Below are 20092 nucleotides of genomic sequence, written 5' to 3' on the forward strand. Positions count from 1 at the left end.
CCTTGTCGGGCATGGCGGCCTTTGCCGAGGAAGGCGGGCTGTGGCAGCCGCAAGTGCGCGCCATCATCGGCGCCAACAATGACGGCGCCACCGCGGCGCTCGAAGGTTTCGTTCCGCTCAAGCAGACGGCCGAATCGGTCCTGTTCCTCGATGTCAGGGCCAAGCACGACTTCGAGGACGGTTTTGGCCAGGACTTCGGCATCGGCATCCGCCGGATCGTCAATCCGGACCTGATGCTTGGCGGCTATGCCTACATCAACACCCAGCGACAGGACGGACACCAGTTCACCGGCGCCACGCTGGGTCTCGAAGCGATTACGACCAATTTCGACGCGCATGTGAACGTCTTCCTGCCGATCAGCGGAGACCGGGCAGAACAATCGACCAGATCCAGTCTGTCGATGGTCGGCAACCAACTGCTCGAGCAGATATCGGTCATCGACCGGCGCAATTATGCCGCATGGGGCATCGAGGGTGAGATCGGCGCGCAGGTGCCGGTCGAGCTGCCCGAGAACCATGCGCTTCGGCTCTCCATCGGCGCCTACCATTTCGGCGACCCCGACGGCGACGACGACGGCATCACCGGCGGCAAGGCCGGCTTCGAATATCAGATCGGCGACGTCTTCGGCAGCGGCGCGTCCCTCGCCTTCGCCGGCGAGGTGCGCAACGACAATCGCGACGATACGCAGTTCGCCGGCAGCGTCAGGCTGACGATCCCGTTCAATCCGGGGGGCGAGGCCCAGGGTGACGCCGAGGGACCGGAGCCGGTCCATGCGGTCGGCGAAGGCTTGCGCAAGCGGGTCAACGAGCGCGTCCGCGGTGACATCGGTGTCCGTATCGAGGGTGGCGAAAAGCTCGTCGGCTCGTCGACGCGGGTGGCGATAAACGCCGCCACGGGCACGGCGTTCGGCAAATTCTTCTTCGCCGACGGCGCCAACACGCTCGGCCTCGGTACGTTAGGCGATCCTACGACCCTGGATGATGCCGTCACTGATGCGGGCGCCAACGGTTTTGTCGTCGTGCTTGGCGGCAGCGGCAACCTGCTGACGGCGGGCGTGACACTGGCCAACGGCCAGACGGTCATCGGCGGTGGTGAGAGCGTCACCGCCCAGCTGTTCGGCGGCGGCACCGGTTCCTACAATCTCGGCGGCAGCAACGGCACTATCGCCGGCACAAACGCCGGCAACAACGTCATTACGCTCGGCAACGGCAACACGCTCCGGGGCATCACCATCACAGGCGGTGCCGACGGCATCTTCGGCAACAACGTCAACGGCGCCACCCTGACCAGCGTGACCGTGAGCGGCGCCGGCGGCCATGGCGCCAACTTCACCGGCACGTCGACCGGCATCAAGGGTTCCAACTTCACCTCGACCGGCAATGGCCTCGATGGCCTGCACATCGTAGGCAACGGCACCTACAATTTCACCGGCACCACGCTGCTGCAGGACAATGGCGACGATGGCCTGGATATATCAGGCCAGGGCACCTACAGCTTCGCCATCCTGAATGCGCAGGACAATGCGGACGCCGGCATCTACGTCGCCGGCACCTCCGTTGCGGGCAGCTTCACAACCACAGGCGGCACCGTTTCGGGCAATGGCGGCATCGCCGTCTTCATCGACCCGATCACGGCCCATGTGACCCTGAATTCGATCAGCCATACCGGCGGCACGTCGGGCGTGGTGCTCGACAACCTCGCCGGCAGCTTCACCGTCACCGGCCAGACGACGATCTCGAACACGTCTGGCCCGGCGATCGACATCGTCAATTCGCCGGCGTCGATCCGTTTCGGCGACATCAGCATCACCAATCCGGGCGGCGACGGCATCTCCTTTGCCGGCGTCAATGCCACTGTCGTTGCCGGCAACATCGTCATTTCGGGTCTGGGCCTCGGCACCGGTCTCGATCTCTCCGGCAGCAAGACGAATTTCACCGCCCAGTCGGTCGACATCACAGGTACCGGCGCCGGATCGATCGGCATCGATCTGGCCCAGACCGTCGGCGGCTCGACGATCGTCATCACCAATGGCGGCGTCATTGCCAATGTCGGCACCGGCGTCCGCCTCGGCATCTCCGGCTCGCTGGTCAATTCTGCAAATGCCCAGTTCACATTCGGCGGCGGCTCGATCTCGGGCGTCACTGCGTCGCTCGACGCGCGCGGCCTCAACCAGACGCTCGGTAGCTATGCCTTTGGATCGACGACCTTCGTCGGGCCGCAGCTCTTCGACGCCCAGAATCTGATCTTCGTCGGCGCCTCGGCCACCGGTTCGGGCACAGGCTCGTCGCTGCTGGACCTGGCCTCGATCGCCACCGCCGATGCCAACACCGACGGCACGGCGATCTTCGTGCTGGTCAATCGTGGCACGGACATCAACGACGCCGACGGCTTCTCGCTCAGTGCCGGCCAGACGCTTGCTTCCTTCGGCAACGGACGACAGTTCTCGCTCGGCGGCGTGCCGATCAACGTGACCGGCGCCAACGTCCAGCACAGCACCACCATATCGGACGCCGGCGGCGCCGCGACGCTAACAAACACCGGTGGCGGCGACACGGTCACATTGGCCAACAACACGTCGCTGCTCGACTTCAACTTGTCCAATGCAGGCGGCGGCAACGGCATCTATGGCAACAACGTCACCAACGTCGCACTGACGGGGCTGACGATTTCGGGTGCCGACCTCAATGGTGTACTGCTCGCGGGTGCCAGCAGTGTCACGGGTTCCAACCTGACGTCGTCGGGCAATGGCGGTGCCGGTCTCTCGCTCCAGGGTGGTGGCACCTACGCCTTTACCGGCACGACCACGCTTACCGGCAATACGGGTAGTGGATTGCTGATCGGCAGTGGCTCCGGCAGCTACAGTTTCGACACGCTCAACGCGACGGGCAACGGCTCCAGCGGCGTCGTTGCCACCGGCTCGTCGGCGGGTCTGCTGACGATCGACGGCGGAACCATCTCCGGCAACGCATCTTCCGGTTTCGACGCCACAGGCCTCGGCCTCGATGTCACGCTGAGCAGCCTGAGCCAGACCGGTGGCGCGACCGGCATCAACCTCAACGGCGTTTCCGGAAGCTTCGCCGTTTCCGGCACGACGACGATTTCCAACACCACCAGCCACGGTATCTCGATCGTCAGCAGCTCGGCGATGGTCGGCTTCGCGGGCGCAGTCACGATCAGCAATGCCGGCGGAAGCGGCATCCTGCTCGACGGCAACTCGGGCGCAGTCAGCTTCGCCGACGTGGCGATCAGCCAGCCAAGCGCCAATGGCATCGACGTCCAGGGCGTCAACGGAACGATCAGTTTCCAGAACATCGACGTTACCGGCGTCTCGGCTACCGGAACAGGGCTCGACCTGTCGGGCAGCAGCTCGACCTTCACGGCAACGACGCTCGATATTGCCGGAACCGGCGGCACCTCGACGGGTATCGACCTCTCCGGCACCTCGGGCGGCACCGTCACTATCGGCAGCGGCGTTATTTCGGGCGTCGGCACCGGTGTCCAGATGGGCCCCAATGGGGCGATCGGCGCGACTGCGAACATCACTTTCTCGTTTGGCGGCGGCTCGATCACCGGCTCTGTCGCCTCGCTCGATATGCGCGGGCTTCTAGCCGGCAGTGGCACCTATGCCTTCGGCACGACCGCTCTGGTCGGTCCGCAACTGTTCGACACGGCCAATCTGATTTTCGTCGGATCGTCCAACACCGGTTCGGGCACCGGTTCGAGCGTCAACGACCTCATCAACGCCGCCGCCGCCGACGACCTGACTACTGACGCCAACACGATCTTTGTCTTCGTCAAGTCTTCGGCACTCGATCTCATCAACACCGACGCCGATGGCTTCACGCTTGCCAACGGCCAGTCGGTGGTGTCCTTCGCCAATGGCGCGACGGTCGACCTGGGAGCGCCGCCTGCCAACGTCACCGGCGCCAATGTCGTCACCGGCGCGACCCAGGTGGATCCCTTCGGCCATGGTGGCGCGGTTCTCAACAACGCTGCCGGCAGCGCCATCAACCTCGCCAATGGCAACCTCGTCCAGAACCTCACCGTCAGCAATGGCGGCTCGGGTGCTGCCATCGACGGGACGAGCATCTCGGGCCTCAATGTTGCCGGCGTCACGATCGCCAGCGCTGTTACCGGACTCGACCTGACGGGTGCTGCTGGCGCGATCGGCGTGCAGAATCTTGCCATCCAGTCTGCCCAGACCGGCATCCTGCTGGCCAACACGGCTGCCACCGTTACCTTCACCGGCGCCAATACGATCGGCAGCGTCAGTGGCACCGCGCTGTCGTTCAACAATTACAGCGGCACGGCGACCTTCGCCAATCTCGACATTTCGGGCGCATTCACCGGTATCAGCATCGCCGGCGGCTCCACCGGCACGATGAGCTTCGACGCGGCGAGCTCGATTGCCAACAGTGCGGGCATGGCGTTCAACATAGATAGCTCGACGCCCGACCTGACCTATGACGGCACCATCAACCACAGCAGCGCGGCAAGCGCTGTGCGCGTCAGCTCCATGACCGGAGGCAGCGCGACATTCGGAGGTGCAATCACCGCCAGTACCGGCGTGGCCAATGCCATCGACCTCACCAGCAATGCCGGCGGCACGATCAATTTCACTGGTGCCCTCAGCCTGACCACGGATGGCGGCTTCGGTTTCAGGGCCATCGATGGCGGCACGGTGTCGGTGACGGCGGCCGGCAACACCATCAGCACCGGCGCCGGCGTGACGGAACGCGGCATCCAGCTCGGCGGCACCGGCCTGACGATTGGCACTGGCGGAATCAGTTTCGCCAGCGTGACCGTCGACGGCTCCGGTGGCACAGTGCCGACCGGCATCCTCATCGAGAACACCAGCGGCGGCAACGTCACCTTCGGTACCGTCAACATCAGCCGTGCCATGGGCGACGCCATCCGGCTGACAAATGTTCAGAGCGGCACCTATACCTTTGGTGGTACGACCACCATCGCAATGGTTGGCGGAACGGGTCCGGGCTTCGCCGTCCAGGGCAGTGCCGCCACCATCAACGTCAACAACCTGGTCACGTCCAATGTCGCCGGCGCCGACGTCAGCCTGACCAACAACACCGGTACGATCTCGATCGGCGGTACCATCACCAATGGCGGCTCCGGCGACGGCGTCGTCGTTTCGGGCGGCAGCGCTGCGATCACCATCGGAGCCTCGATCTCGAGCTCGGCCGTCCTGGGGGGCAATGCCGTCAAGATCGACGGCATCACAGGCGGCTCGGTTGCGTTCACCGGTCCTGTCACCTCGACCAGCTTCGGCAACCTGTTGACCATCGGCGCGACGACTGCGCCGACCGGCGGCACGATCAGCTTCACCGGCTCGGCGCTGACCGCGAGCGGCGGCGGAACGGTGACGATGGCCGGGCTCGGCACCGGTGCGACCTTCAACGCCAGCGCGCCGCTGTCGATTTCCAACACAACCGGGACCGGCTTGCTGGTGACCAATGTCGCCGGCAGCGCCACTTTCGATTCCGTCACGGTCAGTGACGCCGCGACCGGCATCGGTCTCGGCAACAACACCGGCACCGTTGCATTCGGCGCTACCAGTGTGACCAACGTAGGGCTGGGCCAGACCGGTGTCAGCGTGTCCGGGACCAATGCGGGTACGGTGTCCTTCGCCAGCCTCGGCATCGCCATGTCCGGCAATGGTGCTACCGGCATCAGCTTCGCCAATGCGGTGATGAACGGGAACTTCACCGCCACTGACTTCGACCTGAGCAGCGACAGTTCGCTCGGCACGACGGCAGTGGATTTGTCCAACACCACCGGCACGGGTACCATCCAGCTCGGCGACGCGGGCGCGCCCGGCAACACGACCGCTGCCACCATCGGCGGCAGCGGGAACGGACCGGCGATCGGCTTTCAATTCACCAGCACGACGGCCGTCAACTTCATTTATGGCGATGGCGAGGGGTCAGTCGACAAGCTGTCGACGGTGAAGGCCGTCGACATCATGGCCTCGACTGGCGCCTTCCCCGTCGCCGGAACTTACAATTTCAAGGACGTCGACGGCGCCAATGGCGGTTTCGTCGGCGATATCTCGGAGGCGCAAGGGCCGACGGTCTATTACGTCGACCAGAACGGCACCGGCAACGGCACGGCAGCAAATCCGGGATCTATCGAGGGCGCGGAAGCCTCGGGCGCCGACGTCATCGTCTTCATCGACACGTCGGTAAACGGCACCAGCGACTTCATCGACATGATGCTGGCGCAGCAGGTCGGTGCCGGCAACAACACCTTCAACCTGGCCGATGGCCAGGTGGTGATCGGACTTAAGGCAGGCGAATCCATCGACACGGCGCCGCTCGGCGCCGTCGGCGGTGGCCTTGGCAATGCCTTCAGCTTCAGCGGCATCAGCTCGTCGACGATCATCGATGCACCCAGCGGCATCGACACCGTGCTTCCGACGTTGACCACCGCCAACGGCAACACGATCAGCTTCACCGGCACGGCGAGCATCGACAACGTCATTATCGCCAACACCGGTGCCTCAGGCATCGGCATCCAGGGCAGCGACATCACCAAGTTGATGCTCAGCCGCGCCATGATCGCTGGTGGCGGTGGTGGCGCGCTGTCGCTGACCGACGGTGTTGCCAATGGCGAGATCGCGCTGTCGGACCTGATCCTGTCGGCGACCGGCGGCAACATCGGCGTCGTCGATGGTGCGGTGGGGGCGGGAGTCCTGAAGGTCAGTGCCTTCTCCGACGTCACGCTGCTGGGCAACAATGGCGAAGTCGGCGGCTTCATTCTTGGGGGCGTGGTCTTTGACGCCAACGCGGCGACCGCCGGCATCGACCAGGTCGATGGCGGTGCCTTCGTCGCCGGCACCGCGGCCAACCGTGTTGGCGGCTTTGGTCTTTTGCTGGACGATACGATCTCCGGCAATCTGAAGTTCGACACGACGAACATTGCCGTCCAGCAGGCAACGAACGTGCTCTTTGGCGGCAATGTCGCACTCGGCATCTACGCCAACGCTCTCGACGGTTCCGGAAGCACGCTTGATTTCGGCACGGCGACGGTCGACATCGCGGGCGGCGGAACGGCCGGCAGCTTCTTCAACGGCGCGTATCTGCTGGTCAACAGCACCAACAAGATTGGCTTCTCCGGCGCCACCAGCTTCACCGGCACGAACGGTGTCGGCGGCATCTCCGCCAACAGCGCGGCAGCCACTGGCGGCGAGCTGTTCTTCGCCAGCGCCAGCAACGCGTTCAATGTCAATGGTCCGGCACTGGACGTCTCGAATGTTGCGCTCACCAATGGTGCTGCGGGCCCGGCACAGTTCGGTTCTATCAATGTGACCGGCGGCCAGAACGGCATCAAGCTGCTTAACCTGATCGCCTCGCCGACGGTCCAGTTCAACGGCCCGGTCACCATCGCCAATACCACGGTCAACGCAATCCAGCTCGACAACGTCACCAACGGCGTTTCGGTGACCTTCGCCGGGACCGTCGGGATCACCAATGCCGGCCAGGGCGGCGTCAAGTGGCAGCGCTCCGCCGGCAGTACCGATACGCTGACTTTCGCCGGTGGTCTCGACATCCAGAACAATGCTGGGGTCGGCTTCAATGCCACCTACGGCAATGTCGTGCTGTCGGGTGCTGCGACCAGAAACATCGCCACGACGAATGGGCGTGCGCTGGTCATCAACGGCGCCAATTTCAGCAACGGTGCTGCCGGCGCGGCCGAGTTCAACAATGTCAGCGCCAACGGCTATCTCAGCGGTGGCGGCATTGACATCAATGCCGGCTCCGGCGCCGTCCGCTTCGGCGGGACGGTGACCCTGTCACCGGATGCCGCCACGGTCGGAACCGCCTACGGCATCAGCATCGGTGGCGGCACGACGGGCACCTACACCTTCGCCGGTTCGACCACCATCACAGGCGGGGCCGACGACAATGGCGTCTACATCAGGAACACCGGCGCCGGGCTGACCGTCGACTTTACCGGGCCGCTGAACGTCACCACCGGCATGAATGCCGTCGACCTCAACGACACGACAGGCAATCTGGCGGTCTCGATCCAGCACGCATCGAGCAGCCTGACCTCCACGAACGCGGCTGGGACGGCATTCCTGGCCGTTGGCGGCAGCGGAACGATCAGCAGCGCCGCATCGATCTCGAGCGTCGGTCTGGGTGCGTCGATCACCGGTCGTTCGGGTGGAACCGTCACCATCTCAGGCAACATCACCCAGGCGCTGCGCGGCGTCGAGGTCAATGGCGGCAGCGGCGGCAGCGTCGTCTTCTCCGGCACGCAGAAGACCCTCAACACTGGCACCTTCAACGCCGTGCGTGTGTTCTCGCCGACGGCGGTCAGCTTCATCAATGGCGGCCTCGACATCGACACCACGACGGGCACCGGCATCAGTGTCAACGGCACCGGCGGCACCGCGAGCGTCGCCGTCTCCGGCGCGGGCAACACGATCAACACCGGATCCGGCACGGGTGTCACCGTCACCGGCGGCGTCGGTGCAGTCGCTGTCGACATCAATTCGGCGATCGCCTCGACAAGCGGTCTGGCGGCCAATGTCCAGGGCGTCACGTCGGGCACGGTTACGCTGTCGGGCGATCTGAACGCGGCCGGTGTCGCCGCGAACAGCAACAGCGGCGGCACCATCGACTTCTCGGGCGCGACGAAGATCCTGACCTCTGGCATCGCGAACGCCGTCAACCTGACCAACAATGCCGGCGCGACGATCAATTTCAGCAATGGCGGGCTGGCGATCAGTGCCACCAGCGGCAGCGGCTTCAGCGCCAGCGGCGGCGGCACCATCAGTGTCGGCACCGGCGTCAACGCAAACACGATCACCACGACGACTGGCACGGCTCTGAGCCTCGACGGCGCCACCGTCGGCGCGGCAGGCCTGAATTTTGCGACGGTTTCAGCGAACGGCGCGGCCACGGGCATTGTGCTGAACAATGTAAGTTCGAGCGGCGGTGGCGCCATCGCGCTGGGCACCGTCAACCTCCAGGGCATCACCGTCCGTGGTGTCGACATCTCCGGCACGCTGGGGACTGCGGTCTCCTTCAACGACCTGGACATCGGCCTGAACGGCTCGGCGGTTGCCTTCGACCTCAATGGCGCCACCATCAACGCCGCTGTCACGGCCAACGACTTCGACGTGACCAATTCGGGCGCGGCGGGCACCTCGATCGGCGTCGACCTGCGCGGTGCCATAGGCGGCCAGACCGTGCGGCTCGGCGATGCCGTCGTCGGCGGCAACAGCTCGAGCATTGCAGGCGTCAATACCGGTATCTACCTCAACAGCTCGACCAACCTTGCCTTCACCTATGGCGACGGCGAGTCTGCCACCGACAAGCTGTCGACGATCGGCGCCAATGTGGCGATCGACGCCAGCAGCGCGCCGGTCGCCGGCAGCTACGACTTCCAGGACGTCGACTTCCAGGCGAGCCCTGGCCTCGGCTTCGGCATCGGCAAGGTCTATTTCGTGGATTCGGACGGCGCCATCGGCGGCGGCAACGGGTCGGGCATCGACGGCGCCAACCCGATGACGCTGGCAGAGGCCGAGGTGGTCGCGGGCGTTAACGACATCATCGTCCTGATCAACAACGGTAGCGTCATCACGGCTGCCGGCACCAACGCCGACAACACGCTCAATCTTGCTGCCGGCACGCAGGTGCGCGGCTTCGGCAATGGTGCGATCAACCTGGCGATGACGGTGCCGAGCACGATCCAGCTCGCCAGCAACACGATCAGCATCGCCGCCGTCGGCAGTGGTGCCGCGACGCTGACCACGAGCGCCGGCAGCAATGTCATCACGCTCGGCGCCAGCGGCAACATCATCGACGGCTTCATCCTCGACGGCAGCCCGGCAACTGCGGCGCGCGGCATCAAGGACAATGGCTTCGGTGCTTCCGGTACCATGATTTCGAACATGACGATCAGGAATTTCCTGACCGCCGGCATCGAGATCACGCCGTCCGCAAGCACAACGATCAACAACGTGGTGTTCTCGTCCAACGGCTCCGATGCCATCCTCAATGCGTCCAACACCACGATCAGCAACGTCACCAGCGCCGGCGCGACCGGCATCGCCTTCGACATCCGCAACGCCAGCGGCACGACGACGCTCGGCAACATCTCGATCACCGGCGCTGGTACCGGCGGCATCTCCTTCGGCGGCGTTTCCGGCCCGGCCGGCACGATCACTGCCACCAATGTCGACATCGGCGGCGCCAACGCCCTTGCCATAACCGGCGGCAATGCCGCGATCAGCTTCGATGCGGCAAGCTCCATTGCCAACAGCTCGGGCACCGCCGTGACGATCGCCAACCGCACCGGCGGTAGCTTCAGCTTCGGCGGCACGGTCGTGGCCAATGGCGCGGCGAGCGGCATCAGCGTCTCGGGCGCCACGGCGGCAAGCGCGGTGAGCTTCACCGGAACCGTCGACCTCGGCACCACGACTGCAATGACCGGCACTGCCGTTGCGATCAACAACAACGGTCAGGCCTCGACGATCAGCTTCGCCAACCTCGATATCGCAAGCAGCGGCACGACCGGCTTCTCGGTCAGCAATGGCGGCACGGTCAACGTCACCACCGGCACGATCAATGCCATCTCGGCACAGGCGATCTTGCTCAACGGCGTTGCCGCCAACGCCACCTTCACCGCGGTCAACTCGACCGGCGGTACCAACAATGTTGGCCTGTCCAATGTCAGCGGCACGGTCAATCTGGGCTCGGGCGCGCTCTCCGGTGCCTCGGGTGCCGCGTTCCTCGTCGGCGGCGGATCTGCCAATGTCGACTATGCCGGCACCATCGCCAAGACGACGGCCGGCAATGTCGTCAGCATCGCCGGCCGCACCGGCGGCACGCTGACCCTGTCCGGCAGCCTCAGCGCGACGGGCGGTGTGGCCAATGGCATCTCGGTCACCGGCAACAGCGGTGGCACGATCAACTTCTCAGGTTCGACCAAGACCCTGACGACGGGCGCAAACACGGCAGTCAGCCTCGCCAGCAACACCGGCACGACCATCAATTTCACCGGTGGCGGGTTGGCCATCTCCACGACGTCAGGCGCCGGTTTCAGCGCCACTGGCGGCGGCACGGTCGGCGTCCAGGGCTCGAACAACACGATCGCTTCGACGACCGGTACGGCGCTCACCGTCACCAGCACGACCATCAGTGCAAACGACCTGACCTTCCGCAGCATTTCGTCCAACGGTGCCGCCAACGGCATCGTGCTCAACACCACGGGTGCTCTTGGCGGCCTGACGGTGACCGGCGACGGCGGCGGCAGCAACAACGGCTCGGGCGGTATCATCCAGAATTCGAGCGGAGACGGCATCAGCCTGAACAACACCGCGCAGGTGCGGCTCGCCCGGATGAACATCACCAACAACCTTGGCAGCGGCATCGGTGGTTCCACGATCAACGGGCTGCTGATCGAGCGGTTCAACATCAGCGGCAACGGCAATGACGCTGGGACCGACGAATCCGGCATCAATGTTTACGAGCTGACCGGCACCCCATTTGGTGGCACGAACGACACCGGAATCATCGACTCGGTGATCAGCAACAACCACGAGTTCGAAATCCAGATAACGAACACGGCCGGCACGCTCAGCGATTTCCGTCTGACCAACAACACCATCAGCAGCAACGGCCCGGTCGGCGGAGCCCATGGCAATCTCGTCAACTTCCTGGGCCTGGGCACGGCCAACATGACGCTGAATGCGAGTGGCGGCAGCTACACCGGCGCCGCGCCGGACACGGCGACGGGTCTGCATATCGACCATTCGGGCACCGGTGGGTTGATGACGGCCAACGTCAATGGCGGCACGTTCACCAACAACAACGTCGCCGTGAGCGTGTCGTCGGCAAATGGCGGCAATCTCGATTTCGACATCAATGGCGTCACCGCCACCGGCAATCGTGCACATGGTCTCAATCTTTTTGTTGGTGCGTCGAGCACAGGAGCGGTCACCGGAACCTTCCGCAACAACATCATCGGCACGGCAGGTGTCACAGGATCGGGTGCCGATCTCGGCTTCGGTATTCGTGTCCAGAACGAGGGCAGTACCACAACTGCAAATGCGGTTACGGTATTGATCGAAAATAACACAGTGCGCGAACTTGCCAATTTCGCGGCGATCAATGTCAACCAGGGCATCGTCGGCCAGGCGTTTACCCGCACCCAGAACGTCACGGTCCGGAACAACATTATTTCCGATGTAGACAACAGTCGCGGCATCACCATCCAGCAGAACAACAGCACGGCCCCAGGCATCATGAACGCGACCATTCATGGCAACACGTTTGCCAATGTCGCTGGCCAAGCCGGCGACGGGACCGAGATCCGGCTTCGCCAGCTGGCTGGTGGAACGTTCAATCTGGTTCAGCTCAGCGCGGCTGATCTCGCAACGCTGAACGGGCTCACCCTGGCGGATCTTAGCATTGGAGGGACAATCACCTTCGGGGCGGCGCCACCACCGCTGCCTTGACCGGCATTCATCTCTTGCTCGGATGGTCCGGATTGGGTGAATAGTGTCTAAGATGTCTTGAAATATAATTTCAGTAGTTGATATAATAGTTGTTTTAGTAGACAGTTCTAATTCTTGATTCTAGATTGAAATGGGTTGAGGGGCGATCATGGCGGAACCATTTCTATCAGAAATTCGCATCATGTCCTTTGCGTTTGCGCCCAGAGGCTGGGCATTGTGCAATGGACAGCTTCTTCCGATAAACCAGAACCAGGGATTGTTTTCTCTTCTGGGCACGACGTTCGGCGGCGATGGCCGGGTGAATTTTGCCCTGCCGGACTATCGCGGTCGGCTGCCGATCCATGTCGGCTCCAACCATACGCTGGGTGAACGTGGTGGTGAGCCGGCGCATACGCTGTCGATCTCCGAAATACCCACTCACACCCATGTTCTCAGCGGGTCCAGTTCGCAAGGTGACGCCGTCAATCCGCGACCGCAGAACACCAACGGCACGGTGTTTGCCAAGGACCCGGGCAACACCTACTCGGCGAGCGCGCAGAGTTTGGTGGCTTTGAAAGCCGGCAGCATCAGCAACGTCGGCGGCAGCCAGGCGCATCTCAACATGCAGCCGTTCCTGACGCTCAGCTTCTGTATCGCCCTCCAGGGCATCTTCCCTTCGCCGACCTGAGGAGGCAAAGCCATGGCACAGCCCTATGTTGGCGAGGTTCGCATGTTTGCCGGCAATTTCGCGCCGGCGGGATGGATGTTCTGCGAAGGTCAGCTGCTGCCGATCTCCGAGAACGAGACGCTGTTCAACCTCATCGGTACGACCTATGGCGGCGACGGTGAGAGCACGTTCGCGCTGCCCGATCTGCGCGGCCGGGTGCCGCTGCACCACGGCAATGGATTTATCCTGGCCGAGACCGGCGGCGCCGAGGAGATCACGCTGACCATCGGCCAGATACCCGCGCACTCCCATCCCTTGCTCGGCTCGACAGTCAATGGCGCTCAGCCGGCACCCGAGGGTAACGTCCTGGCCAGCTCGACTGTGATCACACCCTACGCTCCGGAGACGGTGACTGTAGCTATGGCGCAAGCCGCGGTGGGATCGGTCGGCGGCAGCCAGCCGCACGCCAACTTCCAGCCCTATCTCTGCATCAATTTCATCATCTCGCTTTTTGGAATCTTCCCGTCGCCGACCTGAGAGGAAGCAATGGCCGACCCCTTCGTCGCCGAAATCCGTATTTTTCCCTTCAACTTCGCGCCCAGGGGGTGGGCGTGGTGCGACGGCCAGTTGTTGCCGCTGTCGCAGAACACCGCCCTGTTCTCGCTGCTTGGCACGACCTATGGCGGCAATGGCAAGTCCAATTTCGCCCTGCCCGATCTGCAGGGACGAACGCCGATGCACCCCGGCCAGGGACCGGGGCTGTCGCTGCACGATCTCGGCGAAACAGGCGGGGAAGAGACGGTGACCCTGCTCGAATCCGAGATCCCGACGCATTCGCATAGCTTGATGGTGACAAACGAGGATGGCACGCAAGGTTCGCTGACGGCAGACATTACCGTGGCCACCTCGGTTGGCGGCAAGCTTTACCAGACCAATGTCTCAGCCAATCTGACAAGCATGAATGCCAATGCTCTCGCACCCGCCGGTGGCGACGCAGCACACAACAATCTGCAGCCCTATCTCACCTGCTATTTCTGTATCGCGCTGCAGGGCGTCTTCCCGCCCAGAGGCTAATGAATTTCGAGCCACGCAGGACCAACATCATGGCCAAGAAAGCAGCTCCAAAGTCGACGGCGCGTGATAGCGCCGGCAAGAACGCAACCGCCAAGAAGCCTGTTGCAGCCAAGGCACCAACCGCAAAGGCAACGTCGACGCCGGTAGTGAAGAAGGCGGCGGCCAAGTCGGCGCCCGCATCGAAGGCGAAAGCCGCGCTTGCTTCGGCCACGAAGAAAACGGCCCTTGCCAAGGCGTCTGCCTCGACGGCGAAAGCAACAACGCCCGTCAAAGCCTTGGCCGTGCGCGCGAAACGGTCGAGTGGACCGGCCTTGCGCCACCTGCCGCCTGGCGTGAAGTTTTTCGAGCTGTCACGGCTGATGGTCATCGCCATCGATGGCAACAGTCAGCTCGTGCAGAAGGCGCAGAACGGTCCCAATGGCCCCTGGGCCAAGGCTTGGTCGCCTGTCGCGCCGGGCACCTACGCCATCATGGCGACAGGCTTGACGCGCGATGGCCGGGTCGCAGTGGTGGCACAGCCGTCCGGCGGCCCGCAACTCGTCTTCATCACCGAAGACGCCAACCAGGTTGGGCCGATCGAGAAATGGAACCCGCCGGTCAACATCGGCGCGGTACCGGGCGCAACGGGCTATCAGAGCATGTCGATGGCACGGGATGCCGACGGTCTGATTGAGATCTTTGTCGTCACCGCCAATGGCCAGATCTGGTGGATACGGGAGAACCCGCCCAAGGTCGTGGAGAAGACGGTCACCGTCACGCCGCCCGGCACCGACAAGCCGATCACCATAACCGTCCAGGAGCTGGCACCACCTGACAAGCCGTGGAGCGACTGGCAGCAGATACCGGGCAGCGTCGTTGCCATATCAGCCAAGCGTCAGGGCGATGGCCGCATCGTCCTTTTCGGCATCAATTCGGGCCTCAATCTCTACCGCTGCCAGCAATCGGTGGCGCGCACGACCGCTGTCGGCCAGTGGACGCCCTGGGTGATGATGAACACGCCGACGACAGGCACGTTTGTGGGAATGTCACCGGTGCTGGGGCCCGGCGGCGGACTCAATTTCTTCGGCCTGACCAGCAATGGCCAGGTGGTCCACACCAGGCAGCAGCCGGCGGGATCGGATACGTGGACGCCATGGGCGACACCGGGCTTCTCGCGCACGCCCATCTACACGCTCGCCAGCGGCATCCAGGGCGACAACGACATAGTCCTTGTCGGCAGCGACCGAAGTTTCGTTCATCAGTTCAATGCGCAGAACAGCGCGCGCACGCAGAACTGGACCGGTTGGCGCGATTTTTCCAGTTCCGACAGCAATGTCGAATTCAAGCTCGACTACAACGCGGATGGCCGGCTGATGCTGTTCAGCCATGCGACGAGATCTCCGGCCGGAGGCGGCCTGTGGGCCAAGCGCCAGACAGCGTTCGACAGCACGGAATGGGACCTCGACTGGGATCAACTGGCCGACGGCGGCATCCGCCGCTTCTCGGTGGTGCGTGACCTGACGCCGCCGGTCTGATGACTGCAATTCTGAGGGGCAAGGCCGAGACCGTCTCGGCGGGAAGTCTGTCGTCCTGGCGTCGTTCTCGCCAGGCCAGGCTGAGTTTCCGGCCGGCTGGCGATCAGGACCTGCCGTTCCTGTCGGCGCTGTATGCCTCGTCGCGATGGCAGGAGCTCGAGCCGACGGGATGGTCGGAGGGCCAGAAACAATCGTTCCTGGCACAGCAGTTTGCCGCTCAACACTACCACTACATCAAGCATTATCCCGGTGCCGAGCGGCTCGTCATCGATCACGCGGGCCGTCCCATCGGCAGGCTCTATGTCGCGCGCTGGCAGGATGAGCATCGTATCGTCGATGTCGCTTTCGTGCCCGAGGCCTGCGGCCAGGGCTACGGCACCGCCGTGCTGGGCGACGCGCTCGACGAGGCTTTCGCGGCGGGCAAGCGCGCCTCGATCCACGTCGAAAAGAACAATCCGGCAAAGCGGCTCTATCTCAGGCTGGGTTTCACCGTCGTCGAAGACAAGGGCGTCTACGACCTGATGGCGGCGTTTCCGCCCGGCTCGCAGCCGTCATGACGCGTTCAGTTGAACACGGCCTCGTAGAACACGGCAGTCGCGTCGGCCGACACTGGCACGATGAAGATGTCGTCGGCGAAATCGGCGCCGACAAAGCGGTACGTTGCCTGCTGCAGGGCAGCATTGCGCGGCCCCTTGAACTGCAGCGAAAAGCCGCCGCCCGGGCGCGCGCTCGAGGACAGTGGGCGCACCGCATGCAATTCGAGCCGCAACTGCGTGCCGCCGGCGTCGACGGTGAAGGTCTGCCCGACAGAGCTTTCAAAATCCGAAGCCGAAATCATCTGGTCCGCCCACTAGTGCACAATCCGAGAAGCACCCAATCTTGCTGCTTGCCAGTGTCCTGTCCATAGTCGCAGTACAGTTTCACGACATTGCCAACTCTATGAAGCAAATATCAAGACGATCGCGCAGTCGCCACGCGATCCGAGCCGCCGGAAGGACTTGACCGATGACTGAACCGACGACCGAAACCAAAGCCGTGGAAGGTGCCGCGGCCGCCGGCCTGCCGCTGTTCTATTCCAGGCCCGAGGCGCTCAACCCGGCACGGCATGGCTCGCTCGGCCTGACGGCGCGCAGTGATTTTTCCTTCGCCCGCGAGGCGCATGCCATCCCGGTGGTGGCATCCGAAATGCCGGCGGCGATGCGCTCCTATCCGATTGTCTTTATCGGGGCCACCAAGGCGCCCGTCATTATCACCGGGCTGCGCCAGAACGAGAACCTCTTCGTCGAGGCCAGCGGCAAGTGGCTCGAGCCGCATTACATCCCGGCCTATGTCCGCCGCTACCCCTTTATCCTCGCCGACGACTCCGGAACGGGCACCGGCCGGCTGACCTTGTGCGTCGACCGCGCCAGCGAGCGCGTCACCGAGGTATCCTCCAGCGCCGGCAAGGTCGCACCGTTCTTCAATGCGGCGGAAGCCAGCGAGGCAAGCAAGCAGGCGCTCGCCTTCTGCAACCAGTTCCAGATCGATTTCAATGCCACCCGCGCGATGGTGGAAAAGATCGACGCCCACGGCCTGTTTGCGCCGCGCCAGAGCACGGTCACGCTCGAAGGCGGTGAAGTGCTCAACGTCACCGATTTCCAGGTCATCGACGAGCCGGCATTCAACAAGCTCTCCGACGAAGCCTTTCTCGATTTGCGCAGATCGGGCGCGCTCGGGCTGGTCTATTGCCACCTCGCATCGAGCAACAGCTGGACCTCGCTCGTCTACCAGGCTTCGCAGCGGCGGCTCGTCACGGGCGTCTGATTTTTCACGACGAAGCTGGGAGAGCCGTTGCGCGGCTCTCTTTTGGAGGGGCGTCGGGGTGACCCGTTGCGGTCGACCGGCCACGGAACAAATTCCTGTCTGCACCGTTGCCATCTGGTTGCAGAAGGAAAAATCATGGCTGACACCCCCAAAACCGAGGTTCCTGGTATCGACGGCATCCAAAAGTCGGTCGAAAAGCAGATCTCCGAGCTGCGCAAGGAGATCGCCAAAATCAACAAATCCCTTACCGACCGCAGCCTGGACCTTGTCGCGGAAGCAACCGACACGGCGCACGGCGTCATTGAGGGGGCGTCGATGCGGACGTCGCGAGCGGCCCGGCAGCTTCGCTCGCAAGCCCAATCTGTCTCCGAGGCCGCCCGCGAGAATCCGGCCACGACCGGTGCCGTGATTGGTTTGGCAGGTTTGGTCGGGTTCATAATCGGCTTTGCGATCGCGAAAGGCTCAAACGATCAGGGTGGCCGCTGGTATTGAACGATCACAGCGCCACCAGCCGGCCCCATTCCATTCAGTTCCCATAGGAGAACCACATGGCTTCATCCGTGCTCATCGGTATCCTGATCACGTTCCTGGTGATCATACTTGTGCTTTATCTGGTTCAGCGCCTGCCGATCGACGCCAAGATGCGGCAGATTGCGCAGATAATTGTGATCATTATCGGTATTGTTTCGCTGCTTAAATACTTGGCAGTCTTTTAGCCGGCTGTGCCACGACAACAAAAAGCGGCCTTTGAGCCGCTTCTTGTCAGCATCGGGCGCCATGCGCCAAGCGTATCAGCACCGCCACATATCTGGTCAGCCCGTCGCCTTACAGCACGTGGGACAGGAACTCGCGCGTGCGCGGCGATTGCGGGTTGGCGATCATTTCGCGCGGTTCGCCGCGCTCCTCGACGACGCCGCGATCCATGAAGATCAGCTGGTCCCCGACCTCGCGGGCGAAGCCGATCTCGTGGGTGACGACGACCATGGTCATGCCGCTCTCGGCCAGGTCGCGCATGACCACCAGTACCTCGCCGACGAGCTCCGGATCGAGCGCCGAGGTCGGCTCGTCGAACAGCAACACCTTTGGGTTCATCGCCAATGCTCGCGCGATCGCGACGCGCTGCTGCTGTCCGCCGGAAAGCTGGCGCGGATAGGCGTCTGCCTTGGCCGATAGCCCGACGCGCTCGAGCAGCGCATGGGCCTTGTCCTTGGCTTCGGCCTTGGACATGCCCTTCACCATGATCGGCGCTTCGATCAAATTCTCCAGTGCGGTCATATGCGAGAACAGGTTGAAGGACTGGAATACCATGCCGATGTCGGCACGGCGTTGGCACAAAAGCTTGTTGTTGACCTCGTAGAGCTTGCCGTGGCGCAGGTCGTAGCCGACGAATTCGCCGTCGACCAGGAGCACGCCGCCGCTGACCTCTTCGAGATGGTTGATGCAGCGCAGGAAGGTGCTCTTGCCCGAACCCGACGGTCCGATGACACAGGCGACAGAGCCGGTCGGCACGTTGAGGTCGATGCCTTTCAGCACTTCGACTGCGCCGAAGGACTTGCGCACGCCGCGTGCGAACACCATCGAATTGTCGGGAACGCCGAAGCGGGCCTGGTTTTCTGCTTTCGATGTCATGCTGGCTGTGCCACCCGTCCGAACTTGAAGGCGCGTTTCAGCGTGTCGCCGAAGGACGCGCCCTGCTGCAGGTCGCTTCTACCGTAATATTGCTCGATGTAGTGCTGGCAGATCGACAGGATGGTGACGACGAACAGATACCAGAAAGCCACGACGATCAGCAGCGGGATGGTCTCGAAGGTGCGCGCATAGATGCTCTGCGCGGCATAGAGCAAATCGTTGACGGCGATGATGGTGACCAGCGATGTCGTCTTCAGAAGGTTGATCGTTTCGTTGCCGGTCGGCGGCACGATGAAGCGCATTGCCTGGGGCAGCGTGATGCGGCGCAGGATCAGCCGGTGGTTCATGCCGAGACTGCCGGCAGCCTCGGTCTGGCCTGAAGCCACCGAGTTGATGCCGGCGCGCACGATCTCGGCCATGTAGCCGGCTTCATGCAGCGACAGCGCGATGACGGCCGCCACGAAAGGTGTCATGAAATCGTTGGTCTTGACCGTGAACAGCGTGCCGATGAAGGGCAGCGTCAGCGAGAACTCGCGCACCACCAGTGCCAGGTTGAACCAGAAGATCAGCTGGATCAGCGCCGGTGCGCCGCGGAAGAACCAGATGTAGGCGCTGGCAAAGGCGTTCAGGATGCGGCTCGGCGACAGCCGCATGATGGCGACGATGGTGCCGATGACGATCGCCAGCACCATGATGGTGACGGTCAGTACCAGCGTCTGGCCGAGGCCGCGCATGATCGAGGGGTGGAACAGGTACTTTCCGACTGTCGGCCAGTCGAAGGCGGGATTGGTGGCCAGCGCCTTGAGGATCAGTCCGAGGATAGCCAGCGTGATCGCTGTGCCGACCCACAGGCCATAGTGGCGCAGCGGCACGACTGTCAGCGCCTCCGGCGGCGGCGTTTGCGTTTCGGCCCGGTCCATTCAGCCGCCCTCCCAGCA

12 protein-coding genes are annotated in these 20092 nt (G+C 63.4%); 9 read left to right on the forward strand and 3 right to left on the reverse strand.

Going from position 1 to position 20092, the window contains the following annotated elements; all coding sequences use genetic code 11:
* The first annotated feature begins 11 nt into the window (after positions 1–11).
* From Amn_RS29780 to Amn_RS29805, 6 genes are all read left to right on the forward strand, one after another.
* The gene (locus Amn_RS29780; RefSeq protein WP_286298780.1) at positions 12–12488 is read left to right on the forward strand and encodes a hypothetical protein; all 12477 of its coding nucleotides are present in this window, start codon (positions 12–14) and stop codon (positions 12486–12488) included.
* Between the two features lie 148 nt (positions 12489–12636).
* A complete protein-coding gene (locus Amn_RS29785) occupies positions 12637–13155 on the forward strand; it encodes a phage tail protein (RefSeq protein ID WP_067968327.1) in 519 nt (172 codons plus the stop codon).
* Between the two features lie 12 nt (positions 13156–13167).
* A complete protein-coding gene (locus tag Amn_RS29790) occupies positions 13168–13671 on the forward strand; it encodes a phage tail protein (protein ID WP_286298782.1) in 504 nt (167 codons plus the stop codon).
* 9 nt (positions 13672–13680) lie between these two features.
* On the forward strand, positions 13681–14208 hold the full coding sequence (locus Amn_RS29795) for a phage tail protein (RefSeq protein ID WP_067968333.1): 528 nt from the start codon (positions 13681–13683) through the stop codon (positions 14206–14208).
* A 29-nt stretch (positions 14209–14237) separates the two neighbouring features.
* Entirely contained in the window at positions 14238–15722 is a 1485-nt protein-coding gene (locus Amn_RS29800) for a DUF8189 domain-containing protein (protein WP_286298784.1), read from the forward strand.
* Positions 15722–16279: a GNAT family N-acetyltransferase gene (locus Amn_RS29805; protein ID WP_192320073.1), complete on the forward strand. Its 558-nt coding sequence runs from the start codon at positions 15722–15724 to the stop codon at positions 16277–16279. The genes Amn_RS29800 and Amn_RS29805 overlap by 1 nt, the downstream gene beginning before the upstream one ends.
* Before the next feature lie 5 nt (positions 16280–16284).
* On the opposite strand, the gene Amn_RS29810 is transcribed toward Amn_RS29805, so the two are convergent.
* A complete protein-coding gene (locus tag Amn_RS29810) occupies positions 16285–16560 on the reverse strand; it encodes a DUF6916 family protein (RefSeq protein WP_067968347.1) in 276 nt (91 codons plus the stop codon).
* A gap of 167 nt (positions 16561–16727) precedes the next feature.
* Between Amn_RS29810 and Amn_RS29815 the strand changes: the two genes are divergently transcribed.
* From Amn_RS29815 to Amn_RS29825, 3 genes are all read left to right on the forward strand, one after another.
* The gene (locus Amn_RS29815; RefSeq protein ID WP_286298788.1) at positions 16728–17525 is read left to right on the forward strand and encodes a SapC family protein; all 798 of its coding nucleotides are present in this window, start codon (positions 16728–16730) and stop codon (positions 17523–17525) included.
* Between the two features lie 135 nt (positions 17526–17660).
* Positions 17661–18017, forward strand: coding sequence for a hypothetical protein (locus Amn_RS29820; RefSeq protein ID WP_286298790.1), 357 nt, complete (start codon positions 17661–17663; stop codon positions 18015–18017).
* 56 nt (positions 18018–18073) lie between these two features.
* Positions 18074–18241, forward strand: coding sequence for a Thivi_2564 family membrane protein (locus Amn_RS29825; protein ID WP_154384416.1), 168 nt, complete (start codon positions 18074–18076; stop codon positions 18239–18241).
* Positions 18242–18350: 109 nt separating this feature from the next.
* Here the strand turns inward: Amn_RS29825 and Amn_RS29830 are convergent, their stop codons facing one another.
* Together Amn_RS29830 and Amn_RS29835 are read right to left on the reverse strand one after the other, a co-directional pair.
* Positions 18351–19154 (reverse strand): amino acid ABC transporter ATP-binding protein, encoded by an 804-nt coding sequence (locus tag Amn_RS29830; protein ID WP_067968354.1) that lies wholly within the window; start codon positions 19152–19154, stop codon positions 18351–18353.
* Complete coding sequence (locus Amn_RS29835; RefSeq protein WP_286298791.1) at positions 19151–20074, reverse strand: amino acid ABC transporter permease; 924 nt, start codon at positions 20072–20074, stop codon at positions 19151–19153. Before Amn_RS29835 ends, Amn_RS29830 begins: the two co-directional genes overlap by 4 nt.
* Between the last annotated feature and the right edge of the window lie 18 nt (positions 20075–20092).

Origin of the sequence: Aminobacter sp. Y103A (assembly GCF_030294925.1) — a bacterium.
GTDB classification, from domain to species: domain Bacteria; phylum Pseudomonadota; class Alphaproteobacteria; order Rhizobiales; family Rhizobiaceae; genus Aminobacter; species Aminobacter ciceronei.

Coding starts and splice junctions, on each gene's coding strand:
- Amn_RS29815 (WP_286298788.1), top strand. CDS start 16,728: ATGACTGAACCGACGACCGAAACCAAAGCCGTGGAAGGTGCCGCGGCC.
- Amn_RS29780 (WP_286298780.1), top strand. CDS start 12: ATGGCGGCCTTTGCCGAGGAAGGCGGGCTGTGGCAGCCGCAAGTGCGC.
- Amn_RS29820 (WP_286298790.1), top strand. CDS start 17,661: ATGGCTGACACCCCCAAAACCGAGGTTCCTGGTATCGACGGCATCCAA.
- Amn_RS29800 (WP_286298784.1), top strand. CDS start 14,238: ATGGCCAAGAAAGCAGCTCCAAAGTCGACGGCGCGTGATAGCGCCGGC.
- Amn_RS29835 (WP_286298791.1), bottom strand. CDS start 20,074: ATGGACCGGGCCGAAACGCAAACGCCGCCGCCGGAGGCGCTGACAGTC.
- Amn_RS29785 (WP_067968327.1), top strand. CDS start 12,637: ATGGCGGAACCATTTCTATCAGAAATTCGCATCATGTCCTTTGCGTTT.
- Amn_RS29830 (WP_067968354.1), bottom strand. CDS start 19,154: ATGACATCGAAAGCAGAAAACCAGGCCCGCTTCGGCGTTCCCGACAAT.
- Amn_RS29825 (WP_154384416.1), top strand. CDS start 18,074: ATGGCTTCATCCGTGCTCATCGGTATCCTGATCACGTTCCTGGTGATC.
- Amn_RS29795 (WP_067968333.1), top strand. CDS start 13,681: ATGGCCGACCCCTTCGTCGCCGAAATCCGTATTTTTCCCTTCAACTTC.
- Amn_RS29805 (WP_192320073.1), top strand. CDS start 15,722: ATGACTGCAATTCTGAGGGGCAAGGCCGAGACCGTCTCGGCGGGAAGT.
- Amn_RS29790 (WP_286298782.1), top strand. CDS start 13,168: ATGGCACAGCCCTATGTTGGCGAGGTTCGCATGTTTGCCGGCAATTTC.
- Amn_RS29810 (WP_067968347.1), bottom strand. CDS start 16,560: ATGATTTCGGCTTCGGATTTTGAAAGCTCTGTCGGGCAGACCTTCACC.